The sequence below is a fragment of the Variovorax sp. LG9.2 genome, from assembly GCF_035018885.1.
In the GTDB taxonomy this organism is placed as follows: domain Bacteria; phylum Pseudomonadota; class Gammaproteobacteria; order Burkholderiales; family Burkholderiaceae_C; genus Variovorax.
Window position 1 is genome coordinate 1 of sequence record NZ_JASJXB010000022.1, and the last position, 20,085, is coordinate 20,085.

Sequence of the window (20,085 nt, forward strand, 5' to 3'; positions counted from 1 at the left end):
GCGAGATGGTCGAGTCGTTCACGCGGACCACTGTCGGCACATCGGAAGCGCCGATCGAGGGCATCCCCAACGAAGACGCGGTCAGCGTGCACCGGTGATGTCGCCGATGCAACCAGCGCACGTCGCCTAAGGCGTTTCTGCATTGCTTCGTTGCCAGCGCGCAGAGTTGCATTGCGTTCGGACATCGGACCGGGGATCAGAAGCGGCATTGCTTGAATCAGCAGATCGATTCGTCCATCAGGCAGGGGCTGAAGGTCGTTGCTGCGAAGCGTGAAGCTTTGATCGTGTGCAAACGTGAGTCTGGTGCCCATCGCTGGACCTCCAATGGCGTGCGCCAATTCAAGCGCGATCGCGCTCGTCATGCTGGTGCGATCGAAGTCAAATCCGAGTGCGAGGGCACTGCATTCGATTCGGTCGAGATACCGGTCGAGATGTCAAACCTCTCGATCCCGCGTGATTCGTATGCTCTCGAAGGGACTGACGCCAGGGTCCTTGAGTGTACTTTCCGAAGTGCCCCACGTCGCTCGCGACTGGTCTGGTTTGACGAGTCCCGATTCTCGACGGACTGCCTTCACCGAGATCGAGTCATACAAAAGTAGATCATGTCGAGTCGCACGACGACATGTAATGACTACGAAGCTAAGTTTCCTCGGAAAATACATTGACAGACTTCATGGAAGCGAATAACTTCGACTTCAATTTAGCGCCAAATCTTAAAAACTTGGACTGAAGTACATATGGTTCACTATCGGCAGCATCGCCGATAGTGAAGAGAGCAACTCAGCTCATCCCGGGTGTTTAACACTCAGGATGAGCTTTTTTTTTGACAAAAAAAGCTATGGCATCCACTCCGGGAATCGATCTGATGCGAGGGCGCCCGACGCCCGCTATCGGCGCCACCGAAGCCAAGCTGCAGCAACGCAAGCTCGATGCGCTGCGCCGCGGCGTACACCGGGTCGTCGATGCCGATTCGCTTCCATTCGGTGTTCACGTGATTGGCGTGGGAGGCGCGGGTGTCGAAATCGTCAGACAGATGCTGCGAGATGCGCCACCGGATCTGCTGGCCACATCGGGATCCCGTTTCAGCGTGCTTGCGGTCGACATCGACCATGGTCAGTCAGCACTTTCTGACGTAGTGTCGTTGGCATCGAAATTCGGCGCAGAGCGCGCGCATGTCGAGACGCTGTCGCTCGCCGTCCCGGCGCCAGAAGTTCTTGCAGAAAGCATGAAGAATCTTCGGGGCCATCTTGAGCTCGAATACCCGATGCTCCAGGGTAGTGCCGGCTTCGAGCCGTGGCTTTCGGAATCCACGATACATCCGGACGTCAACGAACCGGTAACGCGTGCGTTGGCAAAAGCGGTTTACAGCAGGGCTTACTACGAGGGCGAACGCCCGATGGCTGCGGCACTCAGGCGCTTTGCGGCAAGCACCAACGCAACGCAAGGCGACGCGGTGGTGTGCATCGTATTTGGCTTGGGTGGCGGCACCGGAAGCGGCATGGCGCTCGACCTGGCGCGCCATCTGTCGACTGGGTTGTTCGGGCGGCGTGTGCTGGTGATGGGCATCGGCATCGCGCCCTGCGAAGGCGACACGCCGGTGCATCGGGGTGGTCAGGTATTTGCCGCATTGAACGAGCTTGATGGCTTGTGCAACGAGGATCAAAACCGGGGCATGGTTCAGGCGTGCGGTGAGCTATACAAAAATCCGTTTACTGCGGGGTTTCTCATGGTGCCGCAGCAACCGGCGTTTGCACGGGCAGGTGACCTTGCGCTGACACACCGACATGTCGACCGCGAGATTGCGGCACTGCTCACGGCCCGGCACGGCGCCAACCTTTGGGAAGTGTTGCGCTTGTTGAACTGGGTCGCGGCGCCGTCGACCCAGCACTCGGCCGCACGCACGCCGTGGGGCGCCAAGTGGATGCATGTGCTTGGCTTCGCCGATGCCAGTCATTCCCCTGCCGAAGGCGCACGGCAACTGCTGGACCAGTTGGGAATTCTGCCGGGCTACGCACCCGAATTCATCGAGGTGCGGGTAGCGGAGAAGAATGCTGAAGCCACCGGATGGGCCACCGCTTTGGATCTTGCATTTGCACCCGAGGCGGCGGCTAGTTTGGCCGAGGGAGGACTCGACGGGTCGGTGCAATTCGTTTTGCCACGCGTAGGCAAGTCCGATCTGAGCATCTTTTTCGAAGTCCGCGATGCCTATGACGACTTGTCTTCGGCCCAGCGTATCTCGGCCCATGCGCTGCTGTTGGAACGTGGCGTCGTGCTGTGCGAGCCATCGACGCGGATCGACGGCATGGCGGGTGCTGGACTCGGCGGGGGCGGCGGCTGGGTTGCGATTCCGTTCGAAGAGATGCGCGGCCCCGCACGAAGTCAGCCGGGAGTTGCCCTACCCGAAATGGAGATTCGTCATGCCGCTTGATTGGTCTGCCGTGAAGAAGAAATACGGCCAAGGATTCCTGGTTCCAACGTGTGCAGGCGGCAAGTTTCTGAAAGTGTCCGGCGTTGACGACGTCGCGATCTACATCGAATCGCCGATCTGGCGTGCAGCACTGCATAGATCCAACCTCGAAAAAGGCGTGGCGCTGATCGACGACGGGACGATATCGCGCGATCCAGGATTGTTTGTCGAGGACTACATGCTGTATGTCGCCAACGAGCGTGCGACATCGGTCGCGCACATTTTGCGCGACCTGGAATTTCTGGACAGAACCGAGACTTTCTCTATTCGTTGCTGAACGCCATAGGGCGCAGCAGCAATTGAGGACACAGGGTGACCGTACCGCATTGAACCCTGCATCGCAACCGGGAAACCGGATTTCTTACTTGGCATTTTTCACCTAGCAATCGGAGTTAAAGCAATGTCTGCATCTATGTATCACAGTTCGACTGGCGTTCAGTCCCCGCACTGCCTTCATGCCATTGGCATTGGCCGCACCGGCATGGCCTACATCGAGGCGCTGTTGCGCACCGGCGAGATCGAGGATCTGCTGGTGGACCCGCGCGCTACGTTTGCGGCGATGGTCGTCGACATCGGCGAGCAGGACATGGGTATCGTCACCGACTACGCTGCTGCCTTCAGGAAGCGTCTGGAGTCGCGCGGCATTCCGGCAGAACGCTTTCAGTTCCAGTCGATCGCACTGCCGGTGCCCGACAAGGCGGAGTTCTTCGAAGGCATGAACCGCACGCGCGAGTTCCTCAAACTGGAATATCCGCGCTATTACTGGAATCCGAATTTCGAGTCTTACGTTCCGCACAAGTACGAATTGCCTCAAGCCGGGGAGCACTTCCCACGCGCTGTCGCAAAGGGTATCTATGCCAACGCCTACTACGCCGGCGAGCGTCCAATGGACCAGGCATTGCGCAAGTTCGTAGACCATATCGAGGCTGCAGGGCTGCCTTCCATGGTGATGGTGTGCTTCGGTATGGCCGGTGGGGTCGGTAGCGGCATGGTGGTTGATTTGGCTCGTCATCTGTCGAACGTCAAGCTCGGCCGGCGTATTCCGGTGATCGGGGTCGGCCAGCTCAGCCATGGTGGTGACCCAGAGCACTATCAGAACAACGCGACGCAGTACACCACGCTCAACGATCTCGATTGCATGCTCGACGATGACAAGAACGCAGGCGTCACCGCCGTCTGGGGTGACCTGTATCGCAGCCCGTTCACTGGCGGCTTCTTTGTAGTGAATCCCGAGCAGAGTTGGCAACGGTTGACTGCCTACACCACTACGGGCGAAAAGGAAATCCGACACGGCTTCAAGCAGATGGTGACCAATCGGTTCGTGGCCGATTCGTTCATGCGCTTCGCGGTGCTCGACAGTGGGCGGGTGCTGTTCCGTGCCATGCGGCCAGCAGGCTTCACCGGTGCACCGCACGAAACACTGTCAGGCAAGTCGCGCAACTGGACACTCTTCAATGTCGCCAAACTGACGCACCCTGGTGTTCAGGTCCTTCCGGGCGAAGCCGGTTCGAAGTGGGACTCGGTAATGGCGCAATGGATCGAGTTTCTGCCCAAGTACGACGGCCTTCGCGCGGAGTTCGAGACGGACTATGCTGAAGTCCACATCCACGCTTCGCGTGACATGGGCGTCGAAAAGCTGCACAAAGCGTTCAAGGACGAGGTCACCAAGAGCTATCTGATGGACTCGGAGTCGACCATCCAGATGTACAACCACGAGTTCTTCGACACGCTCACCGCGTACGCCAACATCATTACCCCCGGTGTAGCCAAGACCGACCTCGAGGCATTCTGGGCCAGCCAAAAGAACTACGACCGGCTCGATTGGGAAACCAAGCTCAACGAACATGCCTGGCTGATTGACATCGGACCGATGCTGTCGGAGCCGGCTATTCGTTTCGAGGGCATGGCCGGTGAGTGCATTTGGGGTTGTGCCTGCTGGGTGGTGGTGCCTTACGACCAGTTGCGCGGCGACAAGCTGCCGCCGCCGAACCGCAAGGTGATCATGGAAGAGGGCATTGCGATGATGACCAAGACGGTTGTGAAAACACCGGGTGGCGATGCAGTCATGAAGCAGCCGACTGAAAAGGCGATCAAGAAGCTTATCGACGCACACGCTTGAGCCGGCGCTGCATAAGCTTCCAAGTGGCTTGAACGAGGCGGGTCGTCACAGCGGCGTCCCGCCTCACGCCAGATCGATTCCTCTCGCTTCGCGCCATCGCAAATTTTGACAACCTCCGGACCGCCCGACATGAATCTGCAAACCGCACTCACCCGAAAAATTCCGGTCACAGTCATCACCGGTTACTTGGGGTCGGGCAAGACGACCCTGCTGAACCACATCCTGAAAGGCCAGCATGGGCGCAAGGTAGCCGTGATCGTGAACGAGTTCGGCGAAGTTGGCATTGACGGTCAGTTAATCGTGCAGGAGAGCGACGAGCAGTTGATCGAGTTCAACAATGGCTGCTTGTGTTGTACCGTCCGAGGTGACCTGATCGAGACCATCAGCCGTCTGCAGGAGCGAAATGGCGAACTCGACGCCATCCTGATCGAAACCACCGGGCTGGCCGACCCGGCGCCCGTGGCTTCGACCTTTTTTATTTCCGAGGAGATTCGGGCCTCGACGCGGCTCGACTCGTTCGTGACCGTAGTGGATGCGGTAAACCTCGAAAAGAACCTCGAGCAAAGCATCGAGGCGCAGGAGCAGGTGGCCTTCGCCGACATCGTGCTGGTCAACAAGACCGACTTGGCCTCCGAAGAAGCTGTGACGCGCATTGAACGTCGGGTGCGCAGCTTGAATCCGCTGGCAAAGATTCATCGCAGCCAACAGGGCGTCGTCGATCTGGCCTTGATCCTGAACTCGAACGCCTTCCAGCTGGATGCAAAGCTGCAGGTCGACCCCGAATTTCTGGGCGACCACGAACACGAGCACGACCCGGCAATTGCCTCATTCGTTCTACGTGAGTCGCGTCCGATCGACATGAACCGCTTCATGTCCTGGATCACACCTTTGCTGCAAGAGCAGGGCGATCAGGTGTTGCGCACAAAGGGGGTGTTCAACGCCCACAGTTTCAACGAGCGCGTCGTGTTCCAGAGCGTGCGGATGCTGACCACCATGAGTCGTTTCAGTGCGTGGGAGCCCGGAGAGATGCGCCGGAGTGAGTACGTGGTGATTGGTCGTGACCTGGACGCCGCGTTATTCGCTGCCGGCTTTGCCTCGTGCATTGCCGTCTGACGGCGACGCTCCTTTCCTAAGGTAACGCAGATCAAGGAGTTTTCGATGAATGCAGAAATGCTTTCCGTGTCGGGGCTGGTACTGATGTTCGTGCTTGGCTTGCGTCATGGACTGGACCCGGACCACATCGCATGCATTGACGGCCTGACTTGGCGCGCCTTGAGTCATGACCACCAGCACGCACATTGGATCGGAACGTTGTTCGCGATCGGACATGGCTTGCTCGTGACGGCGATTGCCGTTGGCGTCAGCAAGCTCACGCACACGCTCTCGGTGCCGGACGCCGTCGTCCTGATCTTCGGCTGGATACCGACGTTGCTGCTGTTGCTCGTCGGCACCTTAAACCTGCGTTTGTTGTTGCGGCGCGATCCGGCGTATGCACCGACCGGATGGAAGCTCAAGCTGATTCCCGAGCGCTTGCGCAACCACTCCAGCCCATGGGCCGTGATTGCCATCGGCGTGCTGTTCGCGACGGTGTTCGACACAGCGACCCAGGCCTCGGCGTGGGGCTACGTGGCCAGCAACAAGGGTGGCGGCCTGCTGGCTGCGTCAGTTGCCGGTCTGATTTTTACGGCAGGCATGGTCATCACAGACACGCTCGACGGGCGCCTCATTTGTCGAATCGGCCGCAGTGCCGATGGGCAGGCGGCTGGCCGGCGTTTCAGGCGGGCGCTGGGATGGCTCATCGTAGCCATCTCTTATGGCGTGGCGCTTTACAACATCCTCAAGGAGTTCATTCCTGCGATCGAGCTTGACGATGTGGCGTTTTCGCTGACCGGCTTTGCGCTCATCGTATTGATGCTGCTGATCTGGGTTGGGCGCTCACGGAGTCGTCGGCGCGACCACGTCGTTGCCGCAGGCCCCATAACGCCATCTGCACCGTAGCGCAACCTGCGTGCTGAGCCACTAACCCCACAGACAGGAAAATCCCGTGAAACCCAGTGATGTCGTCGACCTCTTGCGGCGCACCGGTTATGTCGTCGCTGTTGTGTCGGCTTCGGTCGCCAAGGCGCAGGCTCCGGCCGAACTTGCGCCCGTGACCGTAACCAGTCGTTCCGCCGATCTGGTTGGCGTGGCCGACTCCGCGACCGAGGGCACGATCACGGCGAAACAGCTGGCCACGCGACCCCTGCTGCGGCCGGCCGAAGTGCTGGAGTCGGTACCCGGACTCACTGTCACCCAGCATTCAGGCGACGGCAAGGCCAACCAGTATTTCCTGCGCGGCTTCAACCTTGACCATGGCAGCGACTTTGCGAGCTACGTCAACAGCATGCCGATCAACAACGTGTCGCACGCCCACGGACAGGGCTACATGGATTTGAATTTCCTGATGCCTGAGCTGATCGACACCGTTCGTTATCGCAAGGGCACTTATGGCGTTGATGATGGCGATTTCGCCGTCACCGGCTCGGCGCGCATCGACTATGTACGCAGCCTGCCTGCACCGTTCGTTGACGTCAGCTTTGGGCAGCACCAGTACCGCCGCTCGCTGGTTGCGGGCAGTACCACGTTTGGCGATGGCCTGACCCTACTTGGCGCCATTGAATTAGGCGGCGCCAATGGCCCATGGGACCAGCCGGAGCACCTGCACAAGACAAACGGGTTGCTGCGGTTGTCCTCAGGCACGGCCGACAACGGATTCGCGATCACGGCGATGAGCTATGCGGCGAACTGGACCGCGACCGAACACGTGCCCGAGCGCGCAATCACGAACGGGGAGATCGGCCGTTACGGCACGCTGGCCCCGGCAGACGGTGGTCGCACCTTCCGCAACAGTCTGTCGGGCGAATGGGCCGCCAGCAATCAGGGCGGCAGCACACGTGCCAGCGTCTATGCCGTTAGCTACGGTCTGAACCTTTACTCGTCGCCGTCGGGAGTGCAGGAACCAGAGCACGAACAGGAAGATCGTCGCCACATTTTCGGCGGTGCCGTCTCCCACAGTTGGGCACTGGGTTCTTCATGGCCCGATACAGATGCCATCGTGGGCTTGCAACTTCGGCAGGATCGTCTTCCGCAGGTTGGCTTGTTCGACACGGTGAACCGGGTGCGCACTGACACTGTTCGCGAAGACAAGCTCGACGAAACCGCCATTGGCCTTTACGGCGAACTCCGCACTCAGTGGGTGCCGTGGTTTCGCAGCACCGTCGGCGCGCGCTTCGACGAGGTTAGGGGTCATACCAGGTCGCTTGGCGGTGCGTTGAACATGGAAAACGGCGGCTCGGCGCGCGCCTCGCAAGTGAGTCCAAAACTGTCGCTGGCCTTTGGCCCGTTTGCGGGAACCGAGTTTTATATCAACTGGGGCGCGGGATTTCACAGCAACGATCTTCGAGGCGCAACGTCGATCGAGAACCCCCGCGACGGCAGCCAGAACAACCGGTTACCACTGCTGGCCAAGGCTAGAAGTGAAGAGCTCGGTATGCGCTTTACCCCGCTGCCCGATTGGAATGCTGCGCTTTCGTTGTGGAGGACGAATCTGGATTCCGAATTGGTCTTCATCGGAGACGAGGGCGCGACAGAGCCCAGGGGCGCGTCCCGGCGTTATGGCATCGAGCTTTCAAACGACATTGCCGTCAACGACTGGCTGCATGTGGACGCTGACGTAGCAGTTTCACGCGCACGCTTCGCACAGGCTACAAATGGTGGCACATACGTGCCCAACGCTATTCCGTTGTCTTCTTCGATTGGCGTGTCCGCTGATTCCAAGGGCCAATGGTTTGGCGGGCTTCGGTTGCGCTATATAGGGTCGTATCCGCTGGAAGAAACCGGCGTTCAGAAATCTACCGCATTCCTCACGGCCAATCTCAAGATCGGATACCGAGTCAGTCCTAAAGTGCAGGTTTCGCTGGACATATTGAACTTGCTCGGCAGCAAAGCCAACGACATCGAGTATTGGGGCACGTCGTGCACGCGGCGTGAAGGGGCCGGTTGCAATGGCGGTGAAGGGTTCGAGGGTCGGCTGCTGCATCCGCTTGAACCGCGAACAATTCGTGTCAGCATGCGGGCGAGCTTCTGATGGGAGCGAGCCGATGAGCAAGCAGCCTTTCAAACCAGTGATCGTCGACTACCGCCGTCACTTGCTGATATGCATTGGCCGCAATTGCGTCGCCGATGGCATGACGGCCGAAGAATTAGAGAAGGTCGCGGCGAAGCTGAAGCTCTCCGGCGCACTTGCGCCAGGTCCAAATTGTGTGAAGGCTACCCGGGTCGATTGCCTGGGCGCTTGTCGCAGCGGACCAGTCGTGTGTGTGCAACCGGATGGTGTGTGGTACTACGCTGTCACACCGGATGCCATGGATCGCATCATTGAAGACCACCTCGGGCACGGTCGCGTAGTGGAAGACTTGGTCTTTCATCGCGGGCCAAGCCCCGATGCCGAGATGACGGTTCTGTCGAGTTAGGGCAACGCTGGGCGGCTCGCTACTGCAACTTGCAATGCGCCGCGGGCAGTGCCAGATTGGGGCTTGCTTCTGGCCCGTTGGCAACCAGAGCTGGCTAAGCCACAGCCCCGATCGCCCGCTTCAACAGATCGAGCCCCAGATCGATCTCCCTGTCACTCACCGTCAACGGCGGGGCGATGCGAAAGACACCACCCATGCCGGGCAACTGCACGATGTTCATGCTCAGGCCCAGCTTCATGCACTCACGCGTGATGGCGACGCCCAGGTCGGGGGCGGATTCTTTGCCGGCTCGGCTCTTGACGATCTCGATGCCCAGCAGCAGGCCGCGTCCGCGCACATCGCCGATGCAGTCGACGCTTTCCTGCAGCGCGCGCAATCCGCTCTCCAGGCGTTGACCGGCAACGCATGCGCGTTCGACCAGTCGGTCTCGCTGCACCACTTCCAACACCTTGAGGCCGACCGCAGCCGGGAGCGGGTCGGATACATGGGTCGTATAGAAAAGAAAGCCGCGCGCGTGGCACTCGTCTTCGATCGCCTCCGATGTCATCACTGCCGCCAGTGGCAAGCCGGCGCCGAGCGTCTTCGACAAAGTCAGGATGTCCGGCACCACGCCGTCGCGCTCGAAGGCGAACATCGTTCCGGTTCGGCCCACGCCGGTTTGCGCTTCGTCCAGGATCAGCAGCATGCCGCGCTCGCTGCACTTCTTCTTCAATGCTGCGAGGTAGCCGAGCGGCAGGTCGATAAGGCCACCTGAACTCAAGATCGGCTCGGCGATAAAGGCTGCGAGGTTGCCGCTCGATTGCCGGTCGATCAGGTCGAAGGCGTAGTCGAGTTCGGCTTGCCAGTCGAACTTGCCATCGCGCTCGAAGCGCAGGCGATACGGATACGGCGCAGGGATGGCGTACGAACCCACCGCGGCCGGCCCGTAGCCCTTGCGACCCGCGCTGTAGGTGGCCGATGCGGCGCCGCTGGTCATGCCGTGCCACGACTGCGCAAAACTCACGATCTCGAACTTGCCGGTGTAGAGCTTGGCCATCTTGATGGCGGCCTCGTTGGCTTCTGCGCCGGTGGTCAGCAGCATGACGCGGTCGAGTCCGGGCGGCGTGATGGCGGCAAGTTGGGTCGCAAGTTCCACTACGGGCCGGCTGAGCATGCCGCTGAACAGATGGTCGAGGTTGCGTGCGTGCTCGGCCACGACAGCGGCGACTTCAGGGTGCCCGTGGCCCAGCAGCGAACTCATCTGGCCCGACGTGAAGTCCAGGATCGCGCGGCCGTCCGCGTCATACACGAAGCTGCCTTGCGCCCGCTCGATGATCATCGGTTCAAAGGCGCCGCCGTAGCGGATCAGGTGCCGACGCGCGGCTTGCCAGAAATCGGGGTCGTCGTTGCGGGACATCGGGTGCTCCAGGTGAATTGGTGACCCAGCGTACGAACCCGCCAACCTCAAGGAAAGCTAATATTTCTGAATGCAGCTATCAGCCCCACTTATTTCATGAGACGCCAACTCGACTTCGATCTACTGCGCACCTTCGTGGCCATCGCAGAGACGCGCACATTGGGGCGTGCTGCCAACAAGATCGGCCGCACGCAGGCTGCAGTGAGCATGCAGGTGAAAAAGCTCGAAGAGATGCTGGCCCAGCCGTTGCTCAATCGCACTGGCCGCGGCGTGGTGCTTACATTGCATGGCGAACGGCTGCTCGGCCACGCGCGAACCATCCTGCGGCAGCACGATGCCGCGGTCGCGGACATCTCGGGCACGGGGCTTGTAGGCACACTGCGCTTCGGTTGCCCCGACGACTACGCTGCGGCGTTTTTGCCGGACATCTTGCGCAGCTTTGCAGGCCAGCATCCTCAGGTATTCGTCGAGGTGATCTGCGCGCCGACGCCCAGGCTGCTGGAACAGCTTGCGAAGCACGCACTCGATCTGGCGCTTGTCTCCACCACCGACACCAACACCGAGTCAAACGGCACAACGTCGATCATGCGTCGCGAGCCTCTCGTATGGGTCGGCAGCCGGCATGATCTCGCCGCGACGCACGAGCCTTTGAAACTCGCGCTCTCCGACCCGGACACGCTCGATCACCGTGCGGCCGTCGAGCGTTTGGACGCGACACATCGCCCGTACCGCGTGGCCTACGCCAGCGGCAGCATGTCCGGCTTGCTCGCCGTGGTGCGCTCCGGCCAGGCCATCGCGGTGCTGACGCAATCGGCGGTGCCCCCGGATCTGCAGATCCTCGCACCGGGCGACCTGTTGCCGAGCTTGCCGACCGTCGGGCTGACGGTGAAATTCGACCTGCTGCGGCCACCGCCGTTGGTGGTGCAATTCGCCGAGCACCTGGAGAAGATCGTGCCGACGTTTTGAAGCTGAATCGCCCCAGCTTTTGAGAAGGCTGAACACTCTGAGAGGATTGAGCCATGATCGTATCGTTCAGCCAAGGAATGAGTTGCAGGGATATTGTCGTCTTCCTGCTTCAGCCGCTCATCGTCGGACGATTCGAATTTGATTCACGCACCATTGGAACCTGATGCCCCGCTTCTTTCATTTATTCGCCGCCAGCGTCCTGTTGCTCCAAGTTCAGGTTCATGCAGAAGACCGGCTGCCGACCATTCCTCCGGCAGCCTACACGCCCGAGCAGGCCCAGGCTGCCGCTGATTTCGAAGTGGCACGCAAGGGCCCGGTTTTCGGACCCTTCGAGCCCCTGATGCACAGCCCGCAGGTCATGACACTCTCGCGATCGATGGGTGATTACTTGCGCTACAAATCGGCGATCGGCAACACGATGAGCGAACTGGTCATCCTCATCATCGCCCGCGAGTGGACACAGGACTTCGAGTGGTGGTATCACTATCCGTTGGCCCTGAAGTCCGGCATCTCCAAAGAGGTCGCGGATGCTATTGCAGAAGGACGTCGTCCTGTCGGCATGAGTTCGGACGAAGACATGATTTACAGCTATACCACCGAGCTGGCAAAGAACAAGCAAGTGTCCGATGTCACATTCGAGCGGGTCAAAACCCGCTTTGGAACCAAAGGTGTGGTGGATCTGACCGGGATCGCCGGCTACTACACATTACTGGCAATGCAACTGAATTCAGCGCAATACAAGCTTCCAAAGGGCCAGGTAGGGCTCAGGAGACTGCCGCAATAGCGGTTCTGTCGTGGCAATGCGAGTTGCGGCAATAAGATGAAGGTTCACATAGCTGATCCCGGCGCCGAAGAACTGCTCGTTTTCAATTACCGTGATTTCGTCACGGCGTTTCGCGGGTGCGTCGAAGCGTGGTAACGATGCTTTTCATGGACTGTGAGGGCATGGCGCCAGCTCCACAGTCCAGCACGGGGCGCGAGGCTCCGAGCCAGGGTCTCAGGGTGAGGGCTACTGCTTCTATCCGACCGTTAGCGCATCGCCCGTCGGTTCAGGCGCCGCATGGGTGCCGAGCGAGGCGCCGCTGACGGGGATAAGCAGGGTCAGAATCACACCGACGACACCCAGCGCCGCCAGCACGTAGAAGATGGAATTCAGCGCAAATCCAGCGCCGATAAGCAGACCTCCGAGCATTGGGCCGCCGACGCCACCGAGCCGGCCAAAGCCTGCGCACCATGCGACGCCTGCGCCGCGCACGTTGGTCCGGTAGTAGTTAGCAACGAAGCCGTAGATCAGAGTTTGCGTACCGCTTGTTCCCAGCCCGACAATGGCGACGATCAGCAACAAGGCCGCCAGCGGGAAGCCCAGTGTCAGCAAGATCAGCGCGATGGTGCCGGTGGCGAAACAGGTCGCAACGACCGGCTTTGGACCGAAGCGGTCCGCCGCGCCCGAGGCGAGCAGGGCGCCGAGCAGTGCGCCGCCATTGAGCACTAGGAGAAACGACAACGAACCCTTGGCATTGAAGCCGGCGCGAAGCATGAGTTCTGGCAACCAGGTGTTGAGCGAATACACCAGCACCAGGCCGGTGGCACTCATCAGGCCGAGCACGATGGTGGGGAAAAGGTAGTGGCCGCCGAAGAGGCCAGCAAAGCCCGCCTTGCCTTCGTCGGCAATTCCGTGCTGCCCGGCCAGCTCGACCACCTCGCTTGGGAGCTCGACACCAGTTTTCTCGGAAAGGACCCGAGCCTCAGCCATCCTGCCGCGCGAAGCCAGCCAGGCGACGGATTCGGGCATCTTGAAGTACGCCAGAGGCAGCAGGGTGAACAGCGGCAAGGCACCAATGTTGAACATGCCGCGCCAGCCAATGTGCTGCAGCAGCAGGATGGCGAGGAGGGCGGCGAGCAGGCTACCCAGAGGGATGCCGCCATAGACAATGGCATTGCACAGGTTCTTCCTCCCTTTGGGCGCGTACTCGGACACGAGCGCGCCTGTCGTCGCAACGAGTGCGCCGACACCCAGGCCGGTGGCGAAGCGCAGCCAGCCAAAGGCGGCCGACGTTGTCGACAAGGCCGTCAGTGCCATCCCCACGGAAAACCAGGCATAGGCGAACAGCATCACCTTGCGCCGCCCGACAATGTCGCCCACGCTGCCCGCCAGCAGCGCGCCAACCAGCACGCCGAACAGGGCATAGCTGCCAAGCACGCCGGCAATCGCCGGGGTCACGGTGCCGATGTGCGATGCATCGCGCAGGAACGTCGAGACCACCGTGCCGTAGACGACGAGGTCATAGCCGTCGAAGACGAGCCCCACGGTCGCCAGCGACACCACCCAGAGCACCGTGCGCAGACGCCGGGCTTGCTGCGCGGCGTCAGAGCCGGATGTCGTTGACGATGTTGTTGTTCTGGTTGTGGTGGTCATGTTCGTGTTTCCTTGGCGTGATGGCGGACCAGCAGAAAGCGGTCGAAGAATTCAGCGAGATCAGCGTGAGCATCCAGCGGCAACACGTTCGAAACGTACTGGTCGGGACGCACCACGATCATGGCGCCGTGCTCGCGGTCGATGCCCCGGAGTTCGAAGATATTTGAACCGGCGCTGGGGTCGGCGCAAAAGGTCTTCTCGTAGTCGATGAGGCCGAAGCACCCTTTGCGCGGCAGTAAAAGCGCGGGCAGCTCGTCCACCCGGAGGTCGAGGTGCCTCTGCTGGAAGATGGCGCGAAAGTCGATGACACTGTCGATGTCCGATCCTGCTGGCGTGAAGCGGCCCACTGGCGAATCAGGAGATTCCGCCAGGAAAGCGGCTAGGTCGCGCAGCCGCGCGCCGATTGCATCGGCGAACGCGTAGACACGCCAGGCGCCGTCGGCACGCGCGGCATGGCCAAGCTGCATCGGCTTCGCGTCGGCAAGCCTCACGACGGGCGCTGAATGGAAGCGCATGCCGATCGTGAAGCCTTTGGCCAGAGCCTGGTGGGTCGCGTCGGCTGTCAGTACGGTCGTCGGTGCGTAGTGCGTCGCGACGCCGGCGGTGTACCGACCCGACTTCACGAAGTAAGCCTGGAGTTCCTGCGGGTCGACACCGCCAAGTTCGGGATGGTCTGGGTCTTGCGGTGCCGATCCCATGATCTTCGACCACTCCTTGTCGAAGTCGATAAGGCCCTGCGCGATTGCCTGGCGCTCGACAGAGTAGGTGCGCAGCAGCTCCGGCGCGGCGCGGCCATCGAGAACCGAGGCGAGCTTCCAGCCGAGGTTGAACGCGTCCTGCATCGAGACGTTCATGCCTTGGCCAGCCTTCGCGCTGTGCGTGTGGCAGGCGTCGCCCGCAATGAAGACACGCGGAAGGCGAGAGGCGAGCTGATCGACGGGTACGTCGTCGAAGCGGTCCGTGACGCGCTGCCCGACCTGGTACACGGCGAACCACACCACGCTTTTGACGTCCAGCGTGTACGGGTGCAGCACGCGCCGCGCGGTCTCGATGACCTGCTCCTGGGTGACGGAGCGGAACGCGTCGCGCCTGGCCGGGTCGATTTCGCCGAGGTCGACATAGAGCCGCACCATATAGCCGCCCTCGCGCGGAATGAGCAGGATGTTGCCGTCGTCCGCCGACTGGATGGCGGCCTTGAGCCGGATGTCCGGAAAGTCGGTGACCGCCAGCATGTCGACAACGCCCCAAGCATGATTGGCAAAGTCCCCGCGGGGCACCGCACCGATCGCATCGCGTACCTTGCTGTGCGCACCGTCGCAGCCGACGACATATTTGGCACGCACGGTGTTTTGCCGCCCCGTGGCGACGTCACGCAACGTCACCACCACAGGATGCTCGCCTTCGGGTTCGACCTGGAGTCCGACGAAGTCGAGTCCGTAGTCCGGTACGAGCCGCGAGGGCGACATGCGCATGTAGTCGAGCAGGTACTGCTGCAGTCGTGCCTGGTTGACGATGAGGTGCGGAAACTCCGACAGGCCATCCTCGGTGTCCTGGACGCGCCCGGTACGTTCGATGCGTGTGCGGTCATGCTTCGATGGGCGCCAGAACACGGTCTCATTGACCCAATACGCTTCACGCATGAGCCTCTGGCCCAGACCGAACGCCTCGAACATTTCGACCGTGCGGCAGGCGATGCCGTCGGCCTGTCCAACCTGTAGCGCAGCGGGGCGACGTTCGATCAACCGCGTGGTGATCTTCGGGAAGGTCGACAGCTGGGCAGCCAACAAGGCACCAGCCGGGCCACTGCCGATCACAAGGACGTCGACCGTGTCCGGAAACGCCTTCCCGGCGACGTCGGGATCGTCGGGCGCGTAACCATTCAGATAGAACTGCACGGAGTGTCCATTGCATTCATTGGAATTCTTTTTCTCACATGAAAAGCATACTGATCGTCAGTATACTGATTGTTAGTGTAGTGATAAAATCAGTTGTAGACATCAGGGTTCACCCTCGACCAACCAGGACGACATGAAAGCGAAAGCAAGCACCTCGACCCTTGATCTTGAAACCTTGCCAGGTCACTACATCCGGCGGCTGCAACAGATTGCGGTGTCGGTCTTCCTGCAGGAGACTGAGCCGCATGGCCTGACGCCGGTCCAGTACTCCGCTTTGCAGGGAATCGCAAACAGTCCCGGCATCGACCAGCGGACACTGGCGAGGACCATCGGGTTCGACACTTCGACAATTGCCAGCGTCATTGACCGGCTTGAATCCCGCGTGCTGGTTCTTCGCAGTGCCTCGCCGACAGACAAACGGGTGCGTCTGCTCACCCTGACCGACGAGGGCCGGGAGGTGCTCGTCGCGGTGGTTCCCTCGATGTTGCGGGCGCAAGTGCGCATGCTCGAGCCGCTGCCCAAGGCCGATCGCAAGGAGTTCATGCGCATGCTGCGCGTGCTGGTGTCGACCAACAATGACAGGAGCCGAGCACCTGGCGGGGCGCCGGCACAAGGTCTTTAACAATGAAGACGGCGGAGCCCTGTTGCGAAGTGTGGGGTGGAGTGCAGGCGCCTCGGCAGCGCATCGACATCCGCAGCCACTGAGACGGGCGATCGCAGGGCACGCATCTCAACCTGCGCCCACAGCAATCACTGTTGACCTCTTTTTCAGTCAAACGATTCAGCATGACGTCAGCTGCGGCCGTCTGAGCGAGGGATGGCGCACCTTTATACGGTGACCGTGTACGACTTCACGCGCTTTCCCGGCTTGAGCCGTCACACTTAGGGTATGCGATCGGAAATCGGGATCAAACAGGCTGGGTCGGTTGCCTTGCGTTGGCTCGGCTTCCTCAAAGTTCGCCTGCTGCTGGGCGGCATGGTTGTCATGGTGATGAGCGTGACGCTCATCACGCTGGTCTTCCTGCAAAGCGCGGAGACCCATACGTTGTCAGCTGAGCGCCGACGCGAAATCGATGAAGCCGCCAGCACGGCATCTCGCCTGTCTGGTCACGTGGTTGCCCTTCAACGCGCGCTCGGGTCCGCGTCGAGCCGGCTGGAACGGCTGGCGTTGGACGATACCGAAGCGCTGCACCGCTTTGCCTTGAGCCAGTCCGTACTCCAGCAGTTGTTCTCCAATGTCTTCGTGGCAGCACCGGATGGCAGCGTTCGGATTTCGATGGATGCGACCGGCACCAGCCGACCCACAGTCAATCTCTCGCAGCGCCCTTACTTTCAGCAAACTCTGATGCAGGTTCGAAGCGTGATTTCGCACGCACTTCCGGGCAAGCTCAGCGGCGCGCCGGTGATTGTCTTTGCGCAACCCGTGCGCGATGAACAGGGGGTTTTCGCTGTGCTCGGTGGCGCGATGCGCCTGGACAACCGTGACCTGCTGGAGGGGTTGGTGGACTCTCAGAGCGAGGACGCCACGGCGATGGTGGTGGTGACCGACGCGCTGGGGCAGATCCTGGCACACCCCAATCGCGCGCGGCTGTTGCAGCCTCTGTCCGAGGAACCCCGCCTGGCCGTTGCCTTTGCTTCATGGCAAGCCAAGGGTGCGCCCGTGGAGCCGACCGGACTGGCGCTGGATCAACCGCATGAGGTCGTCAGCGCAGCGGGCGTGCCGGGCCCTGATTGGATGATCTGGCGGGTGCGAAGCGAAGCGGATCTGCTGGCGCCCCTCCACGCCGCCCGTGTCCGGGCGCTGTCTACCGCCGCCGCACTGGTGCTGGTTCTCCTGCCGCTGGTGCTGGGCACCCTGTGGTGGCTGCTCAGGCCGCTGGCTCTTTTGGAGGATCGTGCGCGGCACATGTTCGACGCAGCCTATCCGCCGGAGACCGGATGGCCGCGGGCCAGCGGCGAGATTGCCAATCTGAGCAAGGTCCTTCGGCGAGTGGGGATCGACCGGACACGGCTGGAGCGCGAGAAGGCGCGGACCATGGGTCAGCTCACCTCGGTCATGTCGGCGGCGCCCATGGGCATCGCCTTTGCGCAGGGCCTGAAGTTCGAGTTGCTGAACAAGGAGTTCTGCCGGCTCTTTGCGGGCACGGAACATGACCTGCTGGTCGAGGACCTGGCCGCTCGTTTCTGGGCACACGCGGACTTCGAGGCATTCCTGATCCAGCAGGATGCAGCTTTCGTTTCGGGGGAGGCCTATGGGGGCGAGTGGCAGATGCGCCGGCGTGACGGCAGCAGTTTCTGGGCGGCATTGCGATGCAGTCCGGTGGATATTCGCAACACATCGCGTGGCACGGTCTGGACGTTCAGTGATGTCGAAGAGTTGCGCGCTTCGCGTGAGCTCCTGGAGTGGGCGGCAACACATGATCCCCTGACCGGACTGGCCAACCGCAAAGCATTTGAATCGCGCGCAAGTCGCTTGATAGACACCTTTCAATCGTCCCAGCCGGCGTCCATGGTGTTCATCGATCTGGACCGCTTCAAACCTGTAAATGACACCGCTGGGCATCTGATGGGTGACCTGATGCTGCTGACGGTGGCGAAGGCCATATCCGGTCAGGTGCGTTGCGGCGATCTGGTCGCGCGCATCGGAGGAGATGAGTTCGCGCTGCTGCTGGACGGGTGCTCGCATGAAGACGCTCTGCGCATCGCAGAGGCCGTGCGCGGGGCAGTTCGCGACGTTCGGCTGCCATGGGGACAGGGCGTCCTGCAAGTGGGCGCGAGTCTGGGCATTGCCGAACTGAATGCAACGCACCAATCGCTTGCGGGATGGATGGATGCTGCCGACGCAGCCTGCTACGCGGCCAAGGCATCGGGGCGTGATGCGGTGCGTTTTGCGACGGGCACGTCGCACTGAAGGTCGCGGCATTGATGGGCGCGATCGGAGGTTGATGAGGCAACGACGTCGTCGCGCAAGAGTTGGCCAAGGGCGCAACCATCAAATGCGGTACTTCGAGGTGTTTGCTTTCGCCTTGCGCCAGTGGCGCTGCGTCGCTTGAGCGCGCGACCACGATTCGATCATCAGCCTTCCGGACCGGCACCGCTGAACGTGTGCAAATTCAGAGACGGGTCGACTACGCAAACTCGTCATCACAGCGCGAGCCTGGCGGTGCACTAAAAGAACTTTGATTTCGACCGCCGGCCGTCTTAGCCAAGGTCAGCAAGCCGCGAGCCCGCTTGAAAGCGATTGCGCTGATATGCGAATGTCAAGGCGCCAACCCGCGGTCGGGCCGCAGTGAAAGAACAGCCTCATCCCCGAAAGAGTCGAAGCACTTGGGCACGCAGCCAGACGTTGGCCGCATCCTGGTGAAAGCGCCGGTGCCAGAACTGATGGACTTCGACAACGGGGGCTTTAAACGGTGGATCGACGATGCGAATGTTGGCGTGCTGTGCACAAATATTCGCAAGGTCGCGTGGGACCGTGGCGATCAGATCGGAGGATTCGATGATCGGCAGCAAACTCATGAAATGCGAGAGGCCCACCAAGACCCGGCGTTTCAGATTTCGGCGACTCAGAAATTGATCGAGCAAATGCTCGCGCCCATCTGGACTCACCACCGCATGGGACGCAGCAAGGTAAGTTTTCAAAGAGATCTTTTCGCCAACGAGGGGATGGTCGCCACGCACGATGCACACATAGTCATTGCGAAATAGCTTTTGCAAGAAGAAGCCAGCCTTTTGTAAGTCCGGCAAATAGCCGATTGCCAGCTCTGCGGCTCCCACTTCCAATGCCGCGGCGGCTGCCTGTCTTGGCATGGAGAGCGTGCGCACATCGCAATGGGGCGCCTCTTGCACCAAGCAGGCAAGGATCTTCGGCAGGAAATGGACCTCGGCGATGTCTGGCGTCACCAGCGTAAAGACCTTGCTGTCCTTGCGGGGCTCGAAGGATGGCGCTGGCAGGATCTCAGCCTTTACGGTGTCGATCACCCGGCGCACAGCTCCTTCCAATTCGGCGGCGCGCGATGTCGGTTGCATGCCTGAGCCCGTTCGCACAAACAGCGCATCGTTGAACAGGATGCGAAGGCGAGCCAGCGCGGCGCTCATCGCTGGCTGGCTCAGTCCAATGGCCTCCGCTGACTGCGTGACGCTGCGGTGCTCCAACATGGAATGAAAAGCAACCAGCAGGTTGAGATCGACTCGTCGAATATCCATGGCGTGGATTGTATGTATACGCAAAATCCGCTTTGTCGATATCAAGCGAATCCCTAGACTCTGGCGCAACAAAGCCCTGGCGAAGAACACACACGGGCGTAGGAGACAA

General features: G+C 60.9%; 15 protein-coding genes. 11 read left to right on the forward strand and 4 right to left on the reverse strand.

The window, feature by feature from the left end; translation table 11 throughout:
* Window positions 1–838: 838 nt before the first annotated feature.
* From QN413_RS19360 to QN413_RS19390, 7 genes are all read left to right on the forward strand, one after another.
* A complete protein-coding gene (locus tag QN413_RS19360) occupies window positions 839–2,428 on the forward strand; it encodes a tubulin-like doman-containing protein (protein ID WP_323498211.1) in 1,590 nt (529 codons plus the stop codon).
* Window positions 2,418–2,744, forward strand: coding sequence for a hypothetical protein (locus QN413_RS19365; protein ID WP_323498212.1), 327 nt, complete (start codon window positions 2,418–2,420; stop codon window positions 2,742–2,744). Before QN413_RS19360 ends, QN413_RS19365 begins: the two co-directional genes overlap by 11 nt.
* 123 nt (window positions 2,745–2,867) lie before the next feature.
* Window positions 2,868–4,586: a hypothetical protein gene (locus tag QN413_RS19370; protein ID WP_323498213.1), complete on the forward strand. Its 1,719-nt coding sequence runs from the start codon at window positions 2,868–2,870 to the stop codon at window positions 4,584–4,586.
* 129 nt (window positions 4,587–4,715) lie between these two features.
* Complete coding sequence (locus tag QN413_RS19375) at window positions 4,716–5,699, forward strand: GTP-binding protein (protein ID WP_323498214.1); 984 nt, start codon at window positions 4,716–4,718, stop codon at window positions 5,697–5,699.
* Between the two features lie 45 nt (window positions 5,700–5,744).
* The gene (locus tag QN413_RS19380; RefSeq protein ID WP_323498215.1) at window positions 5,745–6,584 is read left to right on the forward strand and encodes a hypothetical protein; all 840 of its coding nucleotides are present in this window, start codon (window positions 5,745–5,747) and stop codon (window positions 6,582–6,584) included.
* A 46-nt stretch (window positions 6,585–6,630) separates the two neighbouring features.
* Entirely contained in the window at window positions 6,631–8,712 is a 2,082-nt protein-coding gene (locus QN413_RS19385; protein WP_323498216.1) for a TonB-dependent receptor, read from the forward strand.
* Between the two features lie 13 nt (window positions 8,713–8,725).
* A complete protein-coding gene (locus tag QN413_RS19390) occupies window positions 8,726–9,097 on the forward strand; it encodes a (2Fe-2S) ferredoxin domain-containing protein (RefSeq protein WP_323498217.1) in 372 nt (123 codons plus the stop codon).
* Window positions 9,098–9,191: 94 nt separating this feature from the next.
* Here the strand turns inward: QN413_RS19390 and QN413_RS19395 are convergent, their stop codons facing one another.
* Window positions 9,192–10,493, reverse strand: a complete 1,302-nt coding sequence (locus tag QN413_RS19395) for an aspartate aminotransferase family protein (protein ID WP_323498218.1) — start codon at window positions 10,491–10,493, stop codon at window positions 9,192–9,194.
* Window positions 10,494–10,589: 96 nt separating this feature from the next.
* Between QN413_RS19395 and QN413_RS19400 the strand changes: the two genes are divergently transcribed.
* Together QN413_RS19400 and QN413_RS19405 are read left to right on the forward strand one after the other, a co-directional pair.
* Window positions 10,590–11,459: a LysR substrate-binding domain-containing protein gene (locus QN413_RS19400; RefSeq protein ID WP_323498219.1), complete on the forward strand. Its 870-nt coding sequence runs from the start codon at window positions 10,590–10,592 to the stop codon at window positions 11,457–11,459.
* A gap of 163 nt (window positions 11,460–11,622) precedes the next feature.
* Entirely contained in the window at window positions 11,623–12,243 is a 621-nt protein-coding gene (locus tag QN413_RS19405) for a carboxymuconolactone decarboxylase family protein (RefSeq protein WP_323498220.1), read from the forward strand.
* Between the two features lie 234 nt (window positions 12,244–12,477).
* Here QN413_RS19405 and QN413_RS19410 read toward each other — a convergent pair whose 3' ends face one another.
* Both QN413_RS19410 and QN413_RS19415 read right to left on the reverse strand, forming a co-directional pair.
* Complete coding sequence (locus QN413_RS19410) at window positions 12,478–13,782, reverse strand: MFS transporter (RefSeq protein WP_323498221.1); 1,305 nt, start codon at window positions 13,780–13,782, stop codon at window positions 12,478–12,480.
* A gap of 89 nt (window positions 13,783–13,871) precedes the next feature.
* Window positions 13,872–15,770, reverse strand: coding sequence for an FAD-binding monooxygenase (locus QN413_RS19415; protein ID WP_323498222.1), 1,899 nt, complete (start codon window positions 15,768–15,770; stop codon window positions 13,872–13,874).
* A 133-nt stretch (window positions 15,771–15,903) separates the two neighbouring features.
* Here QN413_RS19415 and QN413_RS19420 point away from each other — a divergent pair, with 133 nt between their 5' ends.
* Both QN413_RS19420 and QN413_RS19425 read left to right on the forward strand, forming a co-directional pair.
* The gene (locus QN413_RS19420) at window positions 15,904–16,392 is read left to right on the forward strand and encodes a MarR family transcriptional regulator (RefSeq protein ID WP_323498223.1); all 489 of its coding nucleotides are present in this window, start codon (window positions 15,904–15,906) and stop codon (window positions 16,390–16,392) included.
* Between the two features lie 267 nt (window positions 16,393–16,659).
* A complete protein-coding gene (locus QN413_RS19425) occupies window positions 16,660–18,681 on the forward strand; it encodes a diguanylate cyclase domain-containing protein (protein ID WP_323498224.1) in 2,022 nt (673 codons plus the stop codon).
* A gap of 392 nt (window positions 18,682–19,073) precedes the next feature.
* Here QN413_RS19425 and QN413_RS19430 read toward each other — a convergent pair whose 3' ends face one another.
* On the reverse strand, window positions 19,074–19,976 hold the full coding sequence (locus tag QN413_RS19430; protein WP_323498226.1) for a LysR family transcriptional regulator: 903 nt from the start codon (window positions 19,974–19,976) through the stop codon (window positions 19,074–19,076).
* Window positions 19,977–20,085: the final 109 nt, after the last annotated feature.

Coding starts and splice junctions, on each gene's coding strand:
- QN413_RS19360 (WP_323498211.1), top strand. CDS start 839: ATGGCATCCACTCCGGGAATCGATCTGATGCGAGGGCGCCCGACGCCC.
- QN413_RS19365 (WP_323498212.1), top strand. CDS start 2,418: ATGCCGCTTGATTGGTCTGCCGTGAAGAAGAAATACGGCCAAGGATTC.
- QN413_RS19370 (WP_323498213.1), top strand. CDS start 2,868: ATGTCTGCATCTATGTATCACAGTTCGACTGGCGTTCAGTCCCCGCAC.
- QN413_RS19375 (WP_323498214.1), top strand. CDS start 4,716: ATGAATCTGCAAACCGCACTCACCCGAAAAATTCCGGTCACAGTCATC.
- QN413_RS19380 (WP_323498215.1), top strand. CDS start 5,745: ATGAATGCAGAAATGCTTTCCGTGTCGGGGCTGGTACTGATGTTCGTG.
- QN413_RS19390 (WP_323498217.1), top strand. CDS start 8,726: ATGAGCAAGCAGCCTTTCAAACCAGTGATCGTCGACTACCGCCGTCAC.
- QN413_RS19395 (WP_323498218.1), bottom strand. CDS start 10,493: ATGTCCCGCAACGACGACCCCGATTTCTGGCAAGCCGCGCGTCGGCAC.
- QN413_RS19400 (WP_323498219.1), top strand. CDS start 10,590: ATGAGACGCCAACTCGACTTCGATCTACTGCGCACCTTCGTGGCCATC.
- QN413_RS19405 (WP_323498220.1), top strand. CDS start 11,623: ATGCCCCGCTTCTTTCATTTATTCGCCGCCAGCGTCCTGTTGCTCCAA.
- QN413_RS19420 (WP_323498223.1), top strand. CDS start 15,904: ATGAAAGCGAAAGCAAGCACCTCGACCCTTGATCTTGAAACCTTGCCA.
- QN413_RS19425 (WP_323498224.1), top strand. CDS start 16,660: ATGCGATCGGAAATCGGGATCAAACAGGCTGGGTCGGTTGCCTTGCGT.
- QN413_RS19430 (WP_323498226.1), bottom strand. CDS start 19,976: ATGGATATTCGACGAGTCGATCTCAACCTGCTGGTTGCTTTTCATTCC.